The organism is Achromobacter marplatensis (assembly GCF_049060505.1).
Classification (GTDB): Bacteria; Pseudomonadota; Gammaproteobacteria; order Burkholderiales; family Burkholderiaceae_B; genus Achromobacter; species Achromobacter marplatensis_A.
In genome coordinates this window covers 140,514-157,724 of the sequence record NZ_JBMGRB010000007.1, presented here as the reverse complement: position 1 = coordinate 157,724, position 17,211 = coordinate 140,514, and the positions used below count along the sequence as shown (strand labels likewise).

Below are 17,211 nucleotides of genomic sequence, written 5' to 3'. Positions count from 1 at the left end.
GTTGCGGCCCCGAGAAAGCGCAGGTCGCGCTACTTTCCTAGCCATGCTGCCCACCCGGAGGTTCTTTGATGACCGCGCCCTTGCCTGATTCGCCCCGCATGCAGATGTGGTTCGATTTCGCCAGCCCCTACAGCTACCTGGCGATCGAGCGTCTCGACGCCTTGGCGCGCACGGCTGGCGTGCAGGTCGACCTGCGCCCCTTTCTGCTGGGCCCGATCTTCCAGGCGCAGGGGTGGAACGACACGCCGTTCCGGCTGTTTCCGGGCAAGGGCGCCTACATGATGCGCGACATCGCCCGCCTGGCCGACAAGTACGGCGTGGTCTACCACCGGCCGCGCCTTTTCCCGCGCATGAGCGTGCTGCCTGCCCGGATCGGGCTGCTGGGCCAGGACGAACCCTGGGGGCGCGATTTCTGCCTGGCCGTGTTCCGCGCCAATTTCCAACACGATCTGGACATTCAGGCCGAAGACGTCGTGCATGACCTGTTGACCGGCCTGTCTTTGGACGCGGATGCCTTGATCGCCCGCGCCAAATCCGAAGCCGCCAAGGAAGCGCTGCGGCGGCAGGTGGACCGCGCGCGCGATCTGGGCGTGTTCGGCGCGCCCACGTTCTTCGTGGGCGATGAAATGTTCTGGGGCAATGACCGCCTTGAAGACGCCCTGGAGTGGGCTCAACGATGAAAAACGCAAGCAATGCCTATCGCGGCGCGCCCATGCCGGGCGGCCGTTCGTTCACGCAATTCCGCGCCGCCCGCATCCGCCGCGTGTCGTTCCAATGGAAGCAGGCCGGGCAGGCACAAGGCCCGGCCGGCCAGGGGCGGGACAAGGGCGGGTCGTTCACCCCTTCGTGACCGGCGCGACCCGCGCCCATTCGTCGTCTGAATACAGGCGAGAGCGCAGCAGAAAGCGCTTGCCTTCCGCGCTGTCCAGCGAAAAGGCGCCGCCGCGTCCCGGCACGGCGTCGATGATCAGCTGCGTGTGCTCCCAATACGCAAACTGGTCTTCGCCCATGTAGAACGGGCAACCTTCCAGGTCGCCCAGCAGCACGTCCGAGCCGCCCACCATGAACTCGCCCAGCGCGTAGCACATGGGCGAACTGCCATCACAGCATCCGCCCGACTGGTGGAACATCAGCGGGCCATGCTTGGCCCGCAACGTATCGATCAATTGGCGCGCCTCGTCGGTCGCGACCACGCGCGGCGTGTGTTCTGCCATGGCGTCATTCCTGTCCGCAGCGCCGGGCGCGCCCGGCCCGAAGGCCGATGCGCCCGGCTGCCAGTTGGCGATCAGAAGAAACCCAGCTTCTTCGGCGAATAGCTCACCAGCAGGTTCTTCGTCTGCTGATAATGGTTGAGCATCATCTTGTGATTCTCGCGCCCGATGCCCGACTGCTTATAGCCGCCGAACGCCGCGTGCGCGGGATAGGCGTGATAGCAGTTGGTCCACACGCGGCCGGCCTTGATGGCGCGGCCCATCCGATAGCACGTGTTCGCGTCGCGCGACCACACACCGGCGCCCAGGCCATAGAGCGTGTCGTTGGCCAGCGCCAGCGCGTCGTCGGCGTCCTTGAACGTGGTCACCGCGACGACCGGCCCGAAGATCTCTTCCTGGAACACGCGCATCTTGTTGTGGCCCTTGAAGACCGTGGGCTGCACGTAATAGCCGCCTTCCAGCGCGCCCTGCATCTGCGCGCGCGAGCCGCCAGCCAGCACATCGGCGCCTTCCTGCTTGCCGATGTCCAGGTACGACAGGATCTTCTCCAATTGTTCGGTGGAGGCCTGCGCGCCCAGCATCGTGTCGCCGTCCAGCGGGTTGCCCTGCTTGATCTCGGCCACGCGCTTCAATGCGCGCTCCATGAACTTGTCGTAGAGCGATTCCTGGATCAGCGCACGGCTGGGGCACGTGCACACTTCGCCCTGGTTGAGCGCGAACATGACGAAACCTTCAACGGCCTTATCCAGGAAGTCGTCATCCTGCGCGGCCACGTCCGCGAAGAAGATGTTGGGCGACTTGCCGCCCAGTTCCAGCGTGACGGGGATGATGTTCTGCGACGCGTACTGCATGATCAGGCGGCCGGTGGTGGTTTCACCGGTGAAGGCGATCTTGGCGATGCGCTTGCTGGAAGCCAGCGGTTTGCCGGCTTCCAGGCCAAAACCCGTCACCACGTTCAGCACGCCCGGCGGCAGGATGTCGCCGATCAATTCCATCAACAGCAGGATGCCCAGCGGCGTCTGTTCAGCGGGCTTCAGCACCACGCAGTTGCCGGCCGCCAGCGCGGGCGCCAGCTTCCATGCGGCCATCAGGATGGGGAAGTTCCACGGGATGATCTGGCCGACCACGCCCAGCGGTTCATTGAAGTGGTAGGCCACCGTGTCGCTATCGATTTCAGACAAACCGCCTTCCTGGCTGCGGATGCACGAGGCAAAGTAGCGGAAGTGGTCGATCGCCAGCGGGATGTCGGCGGCCCGCGCTTCGCGAATGGGTTTGCCGTTGTCCCACGTTTCAGCCGTGGCCAGGCGTTCCAGGTTGGCTTCCATCACGTCGGCAATCTGCATCAGCATGCGGGCGCGCTCGGCGGCCGGGGTCGCTCCCCATTTCGGCGCGGCGCGGTGCGCGGCGTCCAGCGCCATATCGATGTCGCGTTCCTTGGAACGCGCGTTGCGGGTCAACACCTGGCCGGTCACTGGCGTGACGTTGTCGAAGTACTCGCCATCGGCGGGCTTTTGCCACTTGCCGTCGATGAAGTTGTCGTACTGCGTCTTCAGGTCCAGACGGGTGCCATACGTGTCCGGGGTGATGCGGGTCGCGATATCCATGCTTGTCTCCGATATTGTGGAATAGCGGCAGTGGGCTGCCTGTCTGGTATCAAGCAAGGAACATGCCAACCTGCGGGCTTCCCCCGCTGGACAGCGCGCGCCCTCGCGTGCGAAAGTTGACTTCGCCGCGCCGTGCCGCGCGTGCAACAGTTTTGCCCCTTCGAGGTGTCGTTATTTGCGACGTTGTCGCGGAACAGGTGTCGCAGAAGCGCCTGTCCTAGGAGACACGCATGGCCAGTCAATCCCGTCAGCACTCGCTGACGCAAGCGCGCCTGCTGTTCAACCAGCAGGGCGCCGTGCCCGGCGGCATCGTTGCCGAGCCCATCCTGCGATCCTGGCGCCGGTGCGCCGACCTGGGCTTTGACATGCGTGGCGTGCGGCGCGCCGAGCTCATGACACAGGGCGAACTGCGCGAGGCCCAGCAACGCAACGAAGCCTTGCGCCGCTTGTCGGAACCCGCCATGTCGTACTTGCGCCGGCAAGCCGGCGGCAGTGGCAATCTGGTGATTCTTTCGGACGCCCAGGGCCTGGTGCTGGACAGCGATGGCGACAGCGGCTTCGCCAGCCGCGCGTCCCGCGTGGCGTTGATGCCTGGCGCGCCTTGGGATGAGGCCGCGGCGGGCACCAACGCCATCGGCACCGCGCTGGTCGAGGGGCGGCCTATCGCCGTGCATGGCGCGGAACACTATTTCGAACCCAACCGCATCCTGACCTGCGCCGCGGTGCCTATCACCGACAGCGAGGGCCGCACGCTGGGCGTGCTGGACTTGTCCAGCCAGGCACGCGACATCCGTCCCGACATGCTGGAACTGGTGCGCGCGGCGGTCGACCTGATCGAACATGGGCTGTTCGAGCAAACCTACGCGCAGCATGCCGTGCTGCGGCTGCACACGGACCACGCCGGCCTGGGTGCGCCCGGCGAAGGCCTGCTGGCGTTCCAGGGCGACCTGCTGATCGGCGCCAACCGCCGCGCCTTGCTGGCGTTGGGGTTGGCGGCCACTGCCTTGGGCGTGTATCGCTATGCCGATGTATTCGACGGCGAGCTGGACCGCTGCCCGGATGCCGCGGGCCGAGTGCATGCACGCACGGGCGCCAGCTATCACGCCCGTCTGCACCTGCCGCGTTCGCGCCCGCCACAGCCTGTGGCGCCGGCGTCCCTGCGGGCAAGTTCCCCGCAGCCCGTGGCGCCCAGCTTCGACGCCGCGACCTTGGGGGCGCTGGCGCGCGCCGTGCATCTGGCGGATGCGGGCGTCTCCATTTTGCTGCAAGGCGAAACGGGGGTGGGCAAGGAAGTGTTTGCCCGCCAACTGCATGCGCGTGGCAAGCGCGCGTCGGGGCCATTCGTGGCGGTCAATTGCGCGGCACTGCCCGAAAGCCTGATCGAATCCGAACTGTTCGGGTACGAAGACGGCGCCTTTACGGGGGCGCGCAGGCAAGGCAGCAAGGGCCTGCTGCGCCAGGCGCATGGCGGCGTGCTGTTCCTGGATGAAATCGGCGATATGCCGCTGCTGCTGCAATCACGTTTACTGCGCGTGCTGCAAACGCGCGAAGTGTCGCCACTGGGCGCGGCGCGGCCGGTGCCGGTGGATTTTGCGCTGGTGTGTGCCACCCATCGTCCATTGGCGCACGAAGGATCCGATGCGCCGGTGCGCCCCGACCTGTACTTCCGCATCGCCGAATATACGGTCACGCTAGAACCGCTGCGCGCCCGCGCCGACCGCCTGGAGTTGTTGCGCGCGTTGTGGGCGGCGCAGGGCCCCGGCCCGGTGCTGCCGCCGGCGATCGAAGCCCGTCTGGCCGCGTATTCGTGGCCGGGCAATTACCGGCAGTTGGTGGCGGTGCTGCGCACCTTGCATGTATTGGCGGGCCCGTCGGGTGTGGTCGATGCCGACATGCTGCCGGCCGAACTGTTGCAGTCGCCGGCTGCGTCCTGCGCGCCGGACGCGGCGCCCACGACGGGCAGCGGCGCGGCGGATCTGCAATCCATGACGGATGCCGCAATACGCGATGCGCTGGCCGCGCACGGCGGCAACGTCAGCCGTGCGGCGCGCGCGCTGGGTGTGCACCGCAGCACGGTGTACCGGCGAGCGGGTAATCTGGTTGTGCCGCGTCCGCGATAGCTGCGCGGCAAGTTCGCAATAGCGTTCGCGCAGCCCCTGGCCGCAGGCGCCTCAGCCCACCAGACGCGCAAGCTCGGCGCCCGGATCCTTGGCGCGCATGAACGCTTCGCCCACCAGGAAAGCGTTGACCTGGTGGTCGCGCATCAGCTTGACGTCTTCCGGTGTCAGGATGCCGCTTTCGGTCACGACGCGCTTGCCCGCCGGAATGTTGGGCAGCAGGTCCAGCGTGTTCTTCAGGCTGGTCTCGAACGTGCGCAGATTGCGGTTGTTGATGCCCAGCAGCGGCGTCTTCATGGTCAGCGCCACATCCAGTTCCCGCGCGTCGTGCACTTCCACCAGGACGTCCATGCCCAGTTCCATCGCCAACGTTTCGTAGTCGCGCAATTGCGACGGTGACAGCGCGGCCACGATCAGCAGCACGCAGTCCGCGCCCATCGCGCGGGCGGCGATGATCTGGTAGGGGTCGATCACGAAATCCTTGCGCAGCACCGGCAGCGAGCAGGCGGCGCGCGCCTGGCGCAGGTGGTCGTGCGAGCCCTGGAAGAACTGCACGTCCGTCAGCACCGACAGGCACGCCGCGCCGTGCACCGCATAGGTCGAGGCGATGTCGGCGGGGGCGAAGGTGTCGCGCAGCACCCCCTTGGAGGGCGAGGCTTTCTTGATTTCAGCGATGACGCCGGCTTTGCCCTGCGAAATCTTGTCTTCAATGGCTTGGGCAAAGCCACGCACGTCCTGCCGTGCCTGCGCTTCACGCAGGACCTCGGCTTCGCTGCGCATCTGGCGAGCGGCGGCGACTTCCTCGACTTTGACGGCGAGGATCTTCGCAAGAATATCGTTCATTTCTGGAATTTCCGGGTATATGCGCAGAATTCTTCCAGCTTGGCTCGCGCCGCGCCGGTGGCAATCAATTCAAATGCTAGCGCTAAGGCTTCGGGAATGGAATCAGCTTTATTGCCGGCATAGATGGCTAGCCCCGCATTCAGCGCGACGATGTCGCGCGCGGCGCCCTCCACATTGTCCAGCGCTTCAATGACAAGTTCGCGCGACTGCTCGCGATTGGACACCTTGATGGACCGGTTGGACATCATGGATAGCCCGTAGTCCTCAGGGTGGATTTCATATTCCCGTATTTGACCATCTTTCAGCTCGCCCACAAGCGTGGCGCCGCCCAGCGAGGCCTCATCCATGCCGTCCTTGCCGTGTACGACCAGCACATGGCGCGACCCCAGGCGTTCCAGCACGCGCACCTGGATGCCGACGAGGTCGGGGTGGAACACGCCCATCAGCTGGTTGGCGGCGCCCGCGGGGTTGGTCAGCGGCCCGAGGATGTTGAAAATGGTGCGCACGGCCAGTTCCTTGCGCACGGCCGCCACGTTTTTCATGGCGCCATGGTGGGCGGGCGCAAACATGAAGCCGATGCCGGTGGCCTGGATGCACTCGGCCACGTCTTCGGGCGTCAGCACCAGGTTGGCGCCCAGGGCTTCCAGCACATCGGCGCTACCGCTGGAGGACGAGGCGCTGCGGTTGCCGTGCTTGGCGATCGGCACGCCGGCCGCCGCCGCTACGAACATGGCGGTGGTCGAAATGTTGAACGTGTGGCTGCCGTCGCCGCCCGTGCCGCACATGTCCAGCAGGTCCTGCGGATTGGGCGTCACGACCGGCGTGGCGAATTCGCGCATGACCTGCGCGGCCGCGGTGATCTCGCCGATGGTTTCCTTCTTCACGCGCAGACCCATCAGCAGGGCGCTGGCGATCTGCGGGGACATCTCGCCGCGCATCAGCATGCGCATCAGATGCAGCATCTCGTCGTGGAAAATTTCGCGGTGTTCAATGCAGCGCGTCAGCGCTTCGGTGGGGGAAATCGTCACGGTGCGTCCTTCTCAGGCGAGGTTCAGGAAATTGCGCAGCAGGGCGTGGCCATGTTCGCTGAGCACGGATTCGGGGTGGAACTGTACTCCGTACAGCGGCAGGGATTTGTGGCGGACCCCCATGATGTCGCCGTCCGGGGCGGTCGCCGTCACCGCCAGGCAGTCGGGCAGGGTGGCGGGGTCGATGGTCAGCGAGTTGTAACGGATCACGGTGTACGGGGTGGGCAGGCCGGTGAAGAGGTCGGTGCCCGTGTGCGAGATCTTGACGGTTTTGCCGTGCATGATCTGCTGCGCGCGGACGATGTCGCCGCCGTAGGCCGCGCCGATGGCCTGGTGGCCCAGGCACACGCCCAGGATGGGCTTCTTGCCGGCGAAGGCCTGGATCGCGGCCACCGAAATGCCGGCCTCGGCGGGCGAGCAAGGCCCGGGCGATACGCAGATGCGGTCCGGATTCAGGGCGGCGATCTCCTCCAGCGTGATCTGGTCATTGCGCGCCACGCGCACGTCTTCGCCCAGTTCGCCGAAGTATTGGACCAGGTTGTAGGTAAAAGAGTCGTAGTTATCGATCATCAACAGCATTTTTTTCTCCGTGCGGGGGCGGTATTCAGGTTGGGCGGGGCCGCGATCAGATGGGTTCGTCCAGGCCATGCTGCACCTGTTCGGCGGCGCGCAGCACGGCGCGGGCCTTGGCTTCCGTTTCGGCCCATTCGGCTTCGGGGTTGGAGTCGGCCACGATGCCGGCGGCGGCCTGCACGTACAGCGTGCCGTCCTTGATGACGCCGGTGCGGATGGCGATGGCCACGTCCATTTCGCCGCCATACGACAGGTAGCCAGCCGCGCCGCCGTAGATGCCGCGGCGCACGGGCTCCAGTTCATCGATGATCTTCATGGCCTCGACCTTGGGCGCGCCCGTCAGCGTGCCGGCGGGGAACGACGCGCGCAGCACGTCCATGCTGCTCATGCCGGGGTTCAGGTTTCCGGTCACGTTGGACACCAGGTGCATCACGTGCGAGTAGCGTTCGATGACCATGGTGTCGCTGACTTTCACCGAGCCGACTTCGGCCACGCGGCCCACGTCGTTGCGGGCCAGGTCGATCAGCATCACGTGTTCGGCCACTTCCTTGGGATCCGCCTTCAGTTCGGCGGCCAGCGCCGCGTCTTCCTCGGGCGTGGCGCCGCGCTTGCGGGTGCCCGCCAGCGGCCGGATGGTGATCTGCGACTTCGGCACGCCGTTGTCCACCACGCGTTCCTGGCGCACCAGGATCTCGGGCGATGCGCCCACGACCTGGAAGTCGCCGAAGTTCCAGAAGTACATGTAGGGGGACGGGTTCAACGACCGCAGGGCGCGGTAGAGGGACAGCGGCGAATCGCGGAAGGGCTTGGCGATGACTTGGCCCACCTGCACCTGCATCAGGTCGCCGGCGGCGATGTGTTCCTTGGCGCGGCGCACGGCCGCCAGATAGTCTTCCTTCTTGAAGTCGCGCCGCTCTTCGGTCTGCATGCTGGCGTGGCTGTAAGGGATTTCCACCGGGCGTCGCAGGCGCGCGCGCAGGTCGTGCAGGCGCTGCTGGGCGCGGCTATAGGATTCGGGCTGGCTGGGGTCGGCGTAGACCATCAGGTAGATGCGGCCGGCCAGGTTGTCCACGATGACCAGTTCGTCCACGTGCATCAGCATCAGGTCGGGGGTGCCGCCTTCCATGCCAGCCGGGAACGGTTTGACGGCGGGGCCCAGGCACGGCTCGATGTGGCGCACCGTGTCATAGCCGAAGTAGCCGGCCAGGCCGCCGCAGAAGCGCGGCATGCCTGGGCGCAGGGCAACCTTGAAACGGCCCTGGTACTGTTCGATGAAGGCCAGTGGATCGCCTTCGTGCGTTTCCACCACCTGACCGTCGTGCAGCACTTCCGTCACGGTGCCGCTGGCGCGGATCACCGTGCGGGCCGGCAGGCCGATGAAGGAATAGCGCCCGAAGCGCTCGCCGCCCACCACCGATTCCATCAGGCACGTCATGCGGCCGGCCAGGGGGCCCGCATGCGCCAGCTTCAGGTAGATGCCCAGCGGCGTGTCCAGGTCGGCGTAGGTCTCGGCGACCAGCGGGATGCGGTTGTAGCCTTGCGCGGCGAGGGCCTTGAATTCGATTTCGGTCATGTCGGGGTCTCGTAAGCGATGGGGTGTTTGCTTTCAGACCGGGCGCACAACAAAAAAGCCCGGTCCAGGTTACTGGTTCCGGGCTTGGCTCTGTGGTTTACACAGCTACGGCACTAGGCGGCATACGCGTCCAGGGCCGGGAGGGATCATCGCCACCCGGAAGACAAACGCCACCAGCGCCACGAGGCGCCGAGCATTTGGTTCTGGGGATAAGCGTTCATTGATCCGAAATAAGTCTTTGATAATTCAGGTGTTGCCAGGCCGCGTATGTTCCAGCAAAGCGTCCTTTTCAGGAGGCTGCCGTGGCGGCGTTCTGGTTTTGGTTCCAGAGCGCCACCCACTGCGCGGCGTTGACTAGCGTGTCCACTATACCATCGACATCCAGCTCGCGCACGTCACGGCCTTCGTTGTAGCCGTAAGGCACCACCAGCACCTGCGTGCCCGCCGTGCGGCCAGCCTGCGCGTCATTGATCGAGTCGCCGATGGTCACGGCTTCGGTCACCGCCACGCCCAGCAGTTCGCAGGCGTGCAGCACCTGGTCGGGGTCGGGCTTGCGGCGCGCGCAGGTATCGCCGCAGACGACCACGTCGAAAAAGCCCGCCAGGCCGGTGCGCTGCAAAAGCGGCAGCGTGAACTCGGTGGGCTTGTTGGTGACGACGGCCAGCTTCAGACCTTGGTCGCGCATGTGTTTCAGCCCGTCGATGACGCCCGGGTAGACCTGGGCGCGTTCGCCATTGACCAGGTGGTAGTGGCGGTAGAAGGCCTCGCGGGCGCGGGCGAAGTCCTCGGCCGACGGGTCGGCGGCGTCCAGGCTGCCCGCCAGGCTGCGGCGGACGAGGTTGTCCACGCCCTTGCCGACGAAGGTGGCCACCACGTCTTCGCGCAGCGCGGTCATGCCGAGCTCCACGCGCATGGCATTGGCCGCGAAGGCCAGGTCGGGGATGGAATCCAGCAAGGTGCCGTCCAGGTCCAGCAGCGCAGCGCGAAAAGCGGTCATGTCGGGTCCTGGTCCTTAGATGGCGGTGGTTTCGCCGATGGCGATCTGTTCGCGCATGGACGTGATGATGCCGGCGTAGTCCGGCTTGCCGAAAATGGCCGAGCCGGCCACGAAGGTGTCGGCGCCCGCGCGGCGGATCTCGGCGATGTTGTCGATTTTGACGCCGCCGTCTACCTGCAGCACGATTTCCTGGCCGCCGGCCTGCATCCAGGCGTCGATCTTCGCGCGCGCTTCGCGCAGCTTGGTCAGCGCGCCGGGGATGAAGCTCTGGCCGCCGAAGCCCGGGTTCACCGACATGATCAGGACCAGGTCGACCTTGTCCATGACGTAGTCCAGGTAGGTCAGCGGCGTGGCGGGGTTGAACACCAGGCCGGCTTTACAGCCGTTTTCGCGGATCAGCGACAGCGTGCGGTCCACGTGGCGGCTCGCGTCCGGGTGGAAGCTGATGTAGTCGGCGCCGGCCTTGGCGAACATCGGCACCAGGTCATCCACCGGTTCAACCATCAGGTGCACGTCGATCGGCACCTGGACATGGGGGCGGATCGCGGCGCACACCATCGGGCCGATGGTCAGGTTGGGGACATAGTGGTTGTCCATCACGTCCACATGGATCCAATCGGCGCCGGCGGCGACAACGTTGCGGACTTCCTCGCCCAGGCGGGCGAAGTCAGCCGACAGGATGCTGGGGGTGATGCGGGTGGTGGCCGTGGAGGGTGACATGATGTTCGGGGTCGGGAAGGGCATAATGTGCCATTATTGCAGTTTGAGGCGCGATATCGGGAACAGCCCGGTCCCGCGGGTCCGAAAACTGCGTCTTGCAAGCGTCCGGCGCCGTCATCCGGCCACCGCGCCCAGCCACACAGGGAAGGACTGTGAAACCTTACGAGCTTAGCGTCTCTGTCTCTCCGCGCTTCGTGCCTGAACAGTCCGATCCGGGCGAACAGCAATTCGTGTTTGCCTATACCGTCCGCATCACCAATACGGGCGAACATCCCGCCCAGGTGATCAGCCGCCACTGGGTCATCACCGATGGCAACCAGCGCGTGCAGGAAGTGCGCGGGTTGGGCATCGTCGGGCAGCAGCCCCTGCTGGCGCCCGGCGAGACCTTCGAATACACCAGCGGCTGTCCTCTGCCCACCCCGGTGGGCACGATGCGCGGCACGTACCACTGTGTCGGCGAGAACGGAATTCCGTTCGAAGTGCCGATCTCCGAATTCGTCCTGGCCATGCCGCGCACCCTGCACTGAATGGTCCGGCCCGTTGCCCCGTTTTCTCCTCTGCTCATGAAGCGCATTCTTAGCCTGTCCGTGCTGTCGGTCCTGCTGGCGGCATGTTCCACGCCCTCCGACGTCCCGCCCGACTCCGGCGACACCGGCCTGCCCGGCACACGCCCTCCCACGGCCGAAGGCCCCCTGGTGGTGCCTTCGCTGTCGGCCCTGCCGGATACCGCGCCGCGCGCGCTGGCGGGCAAGTTCAAACCGGCGAACTGGTCCGAGATGCCGGGCTGGTCCAACGATGACCTGACTCAGTTCTGGCCGCTGTTCCTGCGCAACTGCCGCGGCTTGATGCGGCCCACCAGCGGCAACCTGGCCGCGCCCGCGCGCGCCACGCCGCGCGCCTGGCAGCCGGTGTGCGCCGCGGCCGTCGACCCCTCCCGGGCGCCAGCCGCCGGCGACGGCGAGGGCGTGCGCCGCTTCCTGCAGACCTATCTGCAGCCGTGGCGCCTGAATGCGGCCGACGGCAAGCCGGCCACCAATACCGTCACCGGCTACTACGAACCCCTGGTGCGCGGCTCCCGCCGCCAGGGCGGCAATTACCAGTGGCCGCTTTACGCCGTGCCCGCCGATCTGCTGACGATCGACCTGGGTTCGATCTATCCGGATCTGGCCGGCAAGCGCGTGCGCGGCAAGCTGGAAGGCAAGCGCGTGGTGCCCTACGACACCCGCGCCGCGATCGAATCATCTGGCCGCCGGCCGCCCGTGGTTGTGTGGGTGGATGATCCCGTCGACAATTTCTTCCTGCAGGTGCAGGGTTCGGGCCGCGTGCAACTGACCGACGGCCCCGATACCGGCAAGACCATCCGCGTGGCCTACGCCGACCACAACGGGCAGCCTTACGTGTCCATCGGCCGCTGGCTGATCGACCGCGGCGAACTCACCGCCGACCAGGCGTCCATGCAGAACATCCGTGCCTGGGCGCAGCGCAATCCCAAGCGTGTGCAGGAAATGCTGAACGCCAACCCCGCAGTCGTCTTCTTCCGCGAAGAGCCGGTTATCGACCCCGAGCAGGGCCCGAAGGGCGCCTATGCGATCCCGCTGGCGCCCAAGCGTTCGGTGGCGGTCGACGCCACGTTCGTGCCGCTGGGCACGCCGGTGTACCTGGCCACCACGTTCCCGGCCTCCGACCGGCCGCTGCAGCGTTTGGTGTTCGCCCAGGACACGGGCACGGCCATCCGCGGCGCGGCGCGCGCCGACTTCTACTGGGGGTACGGCGAAGAGGCCGGCCAGCAGGCGGGCCGCATGAAGCAACGGGGCCAGATGTGGGTGCTGTGGCCTAAGCAAGCAGGGGAGCCTTCGGCAAGATGACCCATCAAATCGTCGTTTGCGGGGCCGGCATCGTCGGCCTGTCCACCGCGTTGGCGTTGGCCCGCCGCGGCCAGCGCGTCGCCGTCCTGGCGCCGCGCGCGTCGGTGCCGGCCGCCGACCCCAACCGCTATCACGCGCGCGTCTATGCCATTTCACCGGCCAGCCAGCGCTTTCTGGCAGAGCTGGGCGTGTGGGACGCCATGCCCGCGTCCCGGCTGATGCCGGTCGAAGCCATGGAGATCCACGGCGATGCGGACGGACAGGTCAACCTGAACGCCTGGCAGGCGGCACTGCCGCAACTGGCCTGGATCGTCGAATCCGGCGAAATCGAGCGCGTGCTGATTCAGGCCGTGCGCATGTTCGGCATCCCGTGGCTGGAAGACCGCTGCACGGGCTACCAGGATGGCGCGGTGGATACCGAAAGCGGCGCGCGCATCCGGGCGGAACTGTTCGTGGGCGCCGACGGCGCCGCCTCGCCGCTGCGCACGGCCGCCGGCATGAAGCACGATGCCGTGTCCTATGACGACACGGGCCTGGTCGTGCACCTGGACGCCGAACGCGCCCATCAGGGCACGGCGATCCAATGGTTCCGCGATGACGGCGTGTTGGCGCTGCTGCCGCTGCCCGATACCGCTGACGGCCCGCAAGTTTCCATGGTCTGGTCCATGCGCACCGAACCGGCGCAGGCCTTGCTGGCATTGCCGGCCGACGCGCAGGCCGCCAAGCTGGAAAGCCTGCTGGCCGAGGCTTCCGAGGGCCGCCTGGGCCGGCTGAAGGTGCGCAGCAAGCTGCACGGTTTTCCGTTGACGCTAGAGCGCGCCCAGATGGTGGCGCCCGGCATCGCGCTGGCCGGTGATGCCGCGCACCGCCTGCACCCGCTGGCGGGGCAGGGCCTGAATCTGGGCCTGGGTGACGTTGAAGCGCTGGCCCGCACGGTGGCCGGTCGCGAGCCCTACCGAACGGCGGGCGACCTGCGCGTGCTGCACCGTTACCAGCGCGCGCGCGCCGAACCGGTGCTGGCCATGCGTCTGGCCACCGACGGCCTGCACAAGCTGTTCGCGTCCCGCGTCACGCCGCTGGTGTGGCTGCGCAACGCGGGCATGCATTGGGTCGACAAGGCGCCGCTGGTGAAGCGCCGCCTGATCGCCGGCGCATCCGCCAATTGAGTCCTGCCGCGGCGGGCCATTGAACCTTGGCCAGGCGCGGCAGTCTGACAGGCTTCACGCTGCGTTCGGACCTGTCCCCGCCGGCACTGCCGGGATGCGTTACGCTTGCGTCCAAAGAACACGATAAGTACAGGAGTACTGATGAACTTCCGCATCTCCGCCACGCTGGCGGCTTGTTTCCTGGCCAGTGGCCTGGGGTTGTCCGCCACGGCGCTGGCGCAGGCGCCCGCCAAGGGCGACAAGTCCGTGTCCACGCAGTCCGTCGGCCAGCCTGGCAAGGGCGAAAAAAGCGTCTCGACCACGCAGGCCGATCCGGTGGCGGATGCCGTCAAGGAACGGTTCCAGCAGCGGTTCACCGGCATGGACGTGACCGCCGTGCGCCGCACGCCCTATGGCCTGTTCGAAGTGCAGCTGGGCATGGACCTGATCTACACGGACGAAAAGGTCACCTGGGTCATGGAAGGGCCGTTGATCGACGCCATGACGCGCCGCGACGTGACCCGCGAATCGCAGGAAAAGCTTAGCGCCGTCTCGTTCGACCAGCTGCCGCTGGATCTGGCCATCAAGCAGGTCAAGGGCGACGGCTCGCGCAAGGTCGCTATCTTTGAAGATCCCAATTGCGGCTATTGCAAGCAGTTGCGCAAGACGATGGAAGATCTGGACAACGTCACCGTCTACACCTTCATGTACCCCATCCTGTCGCCCGATTCCAAGGACAAGGTGCGCGACGTCTGGTGCGCGGCCGACAAGGGCCGTGCTTGGGACGACTGGATGGTGCGCGGCAAGAAGCCCGCCACGGCCAGCTGCGACGTGCCTGAAGACAAGCTGCTGGCCCTGGGCCACAAGCTGATGGTGCGCGGCACGCCCACGCTGTTCTTCGCTGACGGTTCGCGCGTTAGCGGGGCGATCCCGCTGGACCAACTCAATGCCCGTTTGAACTGACCGGCGCCGCGCGCGCCGGCCGGGTTGGCTGGCGCGGCTAGCGCCACGCCACCCGGAGACACCCTTGAAAATCGCAATTCTCGACGATTACCACGACGTAGCCCGGCGCTATGCGGATTGGACCTCTCTGGGCGGCGGCGCCGAGGTGCAGATCTTCAATAACTTCATTCCGAACGAACAGGTCGAGCCCACGCTTGAGGCCTTCGACGTGATCGTGGCCATGCGCGAACGCACGCCGTTCCCCGCCGAACGCATTCGCGCCCTGCCCAAGTTGCGCCTGCTGGTCACCACCGGCATGCGCAACAACGCCATCGACATGCCGGCCTGCACCGCGCAGGGCATTGTCGTGTGCGGCGCGCCCGGCAGCGCGGACGCCAACACCGCCACGGCCGAACTGGCCTGGGCGCACATTCTGGGCCTGTTCAAGCACCTGCCCGCCGAAGACGCGGCCATGCGCCGCGGCATGTGGCAAACCGCCATGCCCGAGCCTCTGGCCGGCAAACGGCTGGGCGTGCTGGGCCTGGGCAAGCTGGGCGCCGCCGTGGCCAAGGTAGGCCAGGCGTTCGGCATGGACGTGGTGGCCTGGAGCCCCAACCTGACGGACGAGCGCGCCGAGGCCGCTGGCGTCAAACGGGTGGATAAGCACGAGCTCTTCGCAACGTCGGATGTCGTCAGCCTGCACTTGATCCTGTCCGACCGCAGCCGCCATGTGGTCGACGCCGCCGCATTGGCCGCGATGAAACCCACCGCTTATCTGGTGAACACGTCGCGCGCCGGCCTGGTGGACCAGGAAGCGTTGATGGACGCGTTGGTGAAGTTCCGCATCGCGGGCGCGGGCCTGGACGTCTATCCCGAAGAACCGCTGTCGCCCACCGACACCGTGCGCGACCTGGACAATGTGATCCTGACCCCGCACCTGGGCTATGTCAGCCGCGAGAATTTCGAAGCGTTCTACCAAAATGCGCTGGAAGCCGTGAAGGCGTTCCAGGCAGGCAAGCCGATACGGGTGCTGAACGCCTGACCTGGGATGGGTTACGCGCGAAAAAATGGCCGCAGAACGCGGCCATTCAATGCGCGCAACCCATCGGCGTCAGCGACGCGTGAACGTCACCTTCTTTTCCAAGATGGCACCGGGTTCCAATGCTTCCGGCGTATCGCCGCAGGCGTCGTCGCTGTCTTCGTCGGGATCCACGGCGTCAAACGCCGTGTCGCCATTGGCGTCCGGCACGCCGGTGGGCTTCAAACCCACGAAGTCGAACAGGTCGCGGTCCATCAGGTGCGACGGCACCACGCGCGACAGCGCGTTGAACACGTTCCACGAGCGGCCGGGGTGCTGCTTGTCCCAATCCTTGATCATCCGGCCCACTTCCTTGCGCTTCAGGTTTTCCTGGGAACCGCAAAGATTGCACGGGATGATGGGGAATTGCTTTAGCTCGGCGTAGGCAATCAGGTCCGATTCGGCCACATAGGCCAGCGGGCGGATCACCGTGTGACGGCCGTCGTCCGACACCAGCTTGGGCGGCATGCCCTTGGCCTTGCCGCCGTAGAACAGGTTCAGGAAGAACGTGGCCAGGATGTCATCGCGGTGATGGCCCAGCGCAATCTTCGTGGCGCCCAGCTCCGATGCCACGCGGTACAGGATGCCGCGGCGCAGGCGCGAACAGAGCGAGCACATCGTCTTGCCTTCTTCCAGCACGCGCGTCACGATGGAATACGTGTCTTGCGTTTCGATATGGAAGGGTACGCCCAGTTCTTTCAGGTACTGGGGCAGGATGTGGTCGGGAAAGTCGGGCTGCTTCTGGTCCAGGTTCACCGCGATCAGTTCGAACTTGAACGGGGCGCGCTTTTGCAGCTGAAGCAGGATGTCCAGCATGGCATAGGAATCCTTGCCGCCCGACAGGCACACCATGACGCGGTCGCCTTCGCCGATCATGTTGTAGTCGGACAGCGCGCGCGTGGTCTCGCGGGCCAGGCGTTTGGTCAGCTTATTGCCTTCGTAGCGGGCCTTCTCCGCAGCAAGCGCATCTTGTGCGCGCAGCGTGGGGGCCGTCTCCCCGCCGGGCCGCCCCAAGGGGGGAAAGCCCCCTTGGGGGGCAGCAAGCGCATCTTGTGCGCGCAGCGTGGGGGCCACATTTTCTTCGGTTTCGGTACGGAAGCGGATGCCGGGGGGAGCGATATCGTTCATGGTCAACGGGTGATCTGTATTTCCACGCCCACCGCCGCACAGTCGGAAAAGGCCATGGGCTTGCTGATGCGAAGGCGCAGCGAGCGGATTTCCTGGAAGTCGGCCAGCAGGCGCGCAGCGACTTGTTCGGACAGGGTTTCAATCAGGTTCACATGCGCCTGCGTGCATTCCTCGACGATGGCTTCGCGCAGCCGGCGGTAATCCAGCACGCTGTGGATATCGTGATCGTCGACCGAACGTTGGATATCCACGTCGAACTCGGCGTCGACGTGCAGGGGCTGGGTGGCGCGTCGCTCGTGTTCGAGGATGCCGATGCGGGCGTCGAGCGCAAGCCCGGAAAGGATGATGCGGCGTGTGGGCATGATGGAAACCTGGGTGGGACAGCCG

At 66.2% G+C, this 17,211-nt stretch carries 18 protein-coding genes; 8 read left to right on the top strand and 10 right to left on the bottom strand.

Annotation, left to right across the window (positions count from 1 at the left end; all coding sequences use genetic code 11):
• The first annotated feature begins 68 nt into the window (after positions 1 to 68).
• Both ACI0FO_RS18525 and ACI0FO_RS18520 read left to right on the top strand, forming a co-directional pair.
• Complete coding sequence (locus ACI0FO_RS18525) at positions 69 to 680, top strand: 2-hydroxychromene-2-carboxylate isomerase (RefSeq protein WP_416028949.1); 612 nt, start codon at positions 69 to 71, stop codon at positions 678 to 680.
• Positions 677 to 850 (top strand): hypothetical protein, encoded by a 174-nt coding sequence (locus ACI0FO_RS18520; RefSeq protein ID WP_416028947.1) that lies wholly within the window; start codon positions 677 to 679, stop codon positions 848 to 850. The genes ACI0FO_RS18525 and ACI0FO_RS18520 overlap by 4 nt, the downstream gene beginning before the upstream one ends.
• Here the strand turns inward: ACI0FO_RS18520 and ACI0FO_RS18515 are convergent.
• Both ACI0FO_RS18515 and adh read right to left on the bottom strand, forming a co-directional pair.
• Positions 837 to 1,214 (bottom strand): DUF779 domain-containing protein, encoded by a 378-nt coding sequence (locus tag ACI0FO_RS18515; RefSeq protein ID WP_416028945.1) that lies wholly within the window; start codon positions 1,212 to 1,214, stop codon positions 837 to 839. The genes ACI0FO_RS18520 and ACI0FO_RS18515 overlap by 14 nt on opposite strands.
• 71 nt (positions 1,215 to 1,285) lie before the next feature.
• Positions 1,286 to 2,815, bottom strand: coding sequence for an aldehyde dehydrogenase (gene adh / locus ACI0FO_RS18510; protein WP_416028943.1), 1,530 nt, complete (start codon positions 2,813 to 2,815; stop codon positions 1,286 to 1,288).
• 230 nt (positions 2,816 to 3,045) lie between these two features.
• Here adh and ACI0FO_RS18505 point away from each other — a divergent pair, with 230 nt between their 5' ends.
• Positions 3,046 to 4,935 (top strand): sigma-54-dependent Fis family transcriptional regulator, encoded by a 1,890-nt coding sequence (locus ACI0FO_RS18505; protein WP_416028941.1) that lies wholly within the window; start codon positions 3,046 to 3,048, stop codon positions 4,933 to 4,935.
• Between the two features lie 51 nt (positions 4,936 to 4,986).
• Here ACI0FO_RS18505 and trpC read toward each other — a convergent pair whose 3' ends face one another.
• The 6 genes from trpC to rpe form a co-directional block, all read right to left on the bottom strand.
• Positions 4,987 to 5,775, bottom strand: coding sequence for an indole-3-glycerol phosphate synthase TrpC (gene trpC / locus ACI0FO_RS18500; protein ID WP_416028939.1), 789 nt, complete (start codon positions 5,773 to 5,775; stop codon positions 4,987 to 4,989).
• On the bottom strand, positions 5,772 to 6,803 hold the full coding sequence (gene trpD / locus ACI0FO_RS18495) for an anthranilate phosphoribosyltransferase (protein ID WP_175175560.1): 1,032 nt from the start codon (positions 6,801 to 6,803) through the stop codon (positions 5,772 to 5,774). Before trpD ends, trpC begins: the two co-directional genes overlap by 4 nt.
• A 12-nt stretch (positions 6,804 to 6,815) precedes the next feature.
• Entirely contained in the window at positions 6,816 to 7,382 is a 567-nt protein-coding gene (locus tag ACI0FO_RS18490; protein ID WP_310034001.1) for an aminodeoxychorismate/anthranilate synthase component II, read from the bottom strand.
• Positions 7,383 to 7,428: 46 nt separating this feature from the next.
• Positions 7,429 to 8,949 (bottom strand): anthranilate synthase component I, encoded by a 1,521-nt coding sequence (gene trpE / locus ACI0FO_RS18485; protein WP_416028936.1) that lies wholly within the window; start codon positions 8,947 to 8,949, stop codon positions 7,429 to 7,431.
• A 289-nt stretch (positions 8,950 to 9,238) separates the two neighbouring features.
• Positions 9,239 to 9,946, bottom strand: coding sequence for a phosphoglycolate phosphatase (locus ACI0FO_RS18480; RefSeq protein WP_416028935.1), 708 nt, complete (start codon positions 9,944 to 9,946; stop codon positions 9,239 to 9,241).
• Between the two features lie 15 nt (positions 9,947 to 9,961).
• Entirely contained in the window at positions 9,962 to 10,690 is a 729-nt protein-coding gene (gene rpe / locus ACI0FO_RS18475) for a ribulose-phosphate 3-epimerase (RefSeq protein WP_416028933.1), read from the bottom strand.
• 128 nt (positions 10,691 to 10,818) lie between these two features.
• Here rpe and apaG point away from each other — a divergent pair, with 128 nt between their 5' ends.
• From apaG to ACI0FO_RS18450, 5 genes are all read left to right on the top strand, one after another.
• Positions 10,819 to 11,193, top strand: a complete 375-nt coding sequence (gene apaG, locus ACI0FO_RS18470) for a Co2+/Mg2+ efflux protein ApaG (RefSeq protein WP_416028931.1) — start codon at positions 10,819 to 10,821, stop codon at positions 11,191 to 11,193.
• Positions 11,194 to 11,229: 36 nt separating this feature from the next.
• On the top strand, positions 11,230 to 12,531 hold the full coding sequence (locus ACI0FO_RS18465; protein WP_416028930.1) for a murein transglycosylase A: 1,302 nt from the start codon (positions 11,230 to 11,232) through the stop codon (positions 12,529 to 12,531).
• A complete protein-coding gene (locus ACI0FO_RS18460; RefSeq protein WP_416028928.1) occupies positions 12,528 to 13,697 on the top strand; it encodes a UbiH/UbiF family hydroxylase in 1,170 nt (389 codons plus the stop codon). The genes ACI0FO_RS18465 and ACI0FO_RS18460 overlap by 4 nt, the downstream gene beginning before the upstream one ends.
• A gap of 141 nt (positions 13,698 to 13,838) precedes the next feature.
• Complete coding sequence (locus ACI0FO_RS18455) at positions 13,839 to 14,639, top strand: DsbC family protein (protein WP_416028926.1); 801 nt, start codon at positions 13,839 to 13,841, stop codon at positions 14,637 to 14,639.
• A gap of 64 nt (positions 14,640 to 14,703) precedes the next feature.
• A complete protein-coding gene (locus ACI0FO_RS18450; protein WP_416028924.1) occupies positions 14,704 to 15,660 on the top strand; it encodes a D-2-hydroxyacid dehydrogenase family protein in 957 nt (318 codons plus the stop codon).
• Between the two features lie 69 nt (positions 15,661 to 15,729).
• On the opposite strand, the gene ttcA is transcribed toward ACI0FO_RS18450, so the two are convergent.
• Positions 15,730 to 16,824, bottom strand: coding sequence for a tRNA 2-thiocytidine(32) synthetase TtcA (gene ttcA / locus ACI0FO_RS18445; protein WP_416028922.1), 1,095 nt, complete (start codon positions 16,822 to 16,824; stop codon positions 15,730 to 15,732).
• Positions 16,825 to 16,826: 2 nt separating this feature from the next.
• Positions 16,827 to 17,186 (bottom strand): dihydroneopterin aldolase, encoded by a 360-nt coding sequence (folB, locus tag ACI0FO_RS18440; protein WP_006217044.1) that lies wholly within the window; start codon positions 17,184 to 17,186, stop codon positions 16,827 to 16,829.
• Positions 17,187 to 17,211: the final 25 nt, after the last annotated feature.

Coding starts and splice junctions, on each gene's coding strand:
- ACI0FO_RS18525 (WP_416028949.1), top strand. CDS start 69: ATGACCGCGCCCTTGCCTGATTCGCCCCGCATGCAGATGTGGTTCGAT.
- ACI0FO_RS18520 (WP_416028947.1), top strand. CDS start 677: ATGAAAAACGCAAGCAATGCCTATCGCGGCGCGCCCATGCCGGGCGGC.
- ACI0FO_RS18515 (WP_416028945.1), bottom strand. CDS start 1,214: ATGGCAGAACACACGCCGCGCGTGGTCGCGACCGACGAGGCGCGCCAA.
- adh (WP_416028943.1), bottom strand. CDS start 2,815: ATGGATATCGCGACCCGCATCACCCCGGACACGTATGGCACCCGTCTG.
- ACI0FO_RS18505 (WP_416028941.1), top strand. CDS start 3,046: ATGGCCAGTCAATCCCGTCAGCACTCGCTGACGCAAGCGCGCCTGCTG.
- trpC (WP_416028939.1), bottom strand. CDS start 5,775: ATGAACGATATTCTTGCGAAGATCCTCGCCGTCAAAGTCGAGGAAGTC.
- ACI0FO_RS18490 (WP_310034001.1), bottom strand. CDS start 7,382: ATGCTGTTGATGATCGATAACTACGACTCTTTTACCTACAACCTGGTC.
- trpE (WP_416028936.1), bottom strand. CDS start 8,949: ATGACCGAAATCGAATTCAAGGCCCTCGCCGCGCAAGGCTACAACCGC.
- ACI0FO_RS18480 (WP_416028935.1), bottom strand. CDS start 9,946: ATGACCGCTTTTCGCGCTGCGCTGCTGGACCTGGACGGCACCTTGCTG.
- rpe (WP_416028933.1), bottom strand. CDS start 10,690: ATGCCCTTCCCGACCCCGAACATCATGTCACCCTCCACGGCCACCACC.
- ACI0FO_RS18465 (WP_416028930.1), top strand. CDS start 11,230: ATGAAGCGCATTCTTAGCCTGTCCGTGCTGTCGGTCCTGCTGGCGGCA.
- ACI0FO_RS18460 (WP_416028928.1), top strand. CDS start 12,528: ATGACCCATCAAATCGTCGTTTGCGGGGCCGGCATCGTCGGCCTGTCC.
- ACI0FO_RS18455 (WP_416028926.1), top strand. CDS start 13,839: ATGAACTTCCGCATCTCCGCCACGCTGGCGGCTTGTTTCCTGGCCAGT.
- ttcA (WP_416028922.1), bottom strand. CDS start 16,824: ATGAACGATATCGCTCCCCCCGGCATCCGCTTCCGTACCGAAACCGAA.
- folB (WP_006217044.1), bottom strand. CDS start 17,186: ATGCCCACACGCCGCATCATCCTTTCCGGGCTTGCGCTCGACGCCCGC.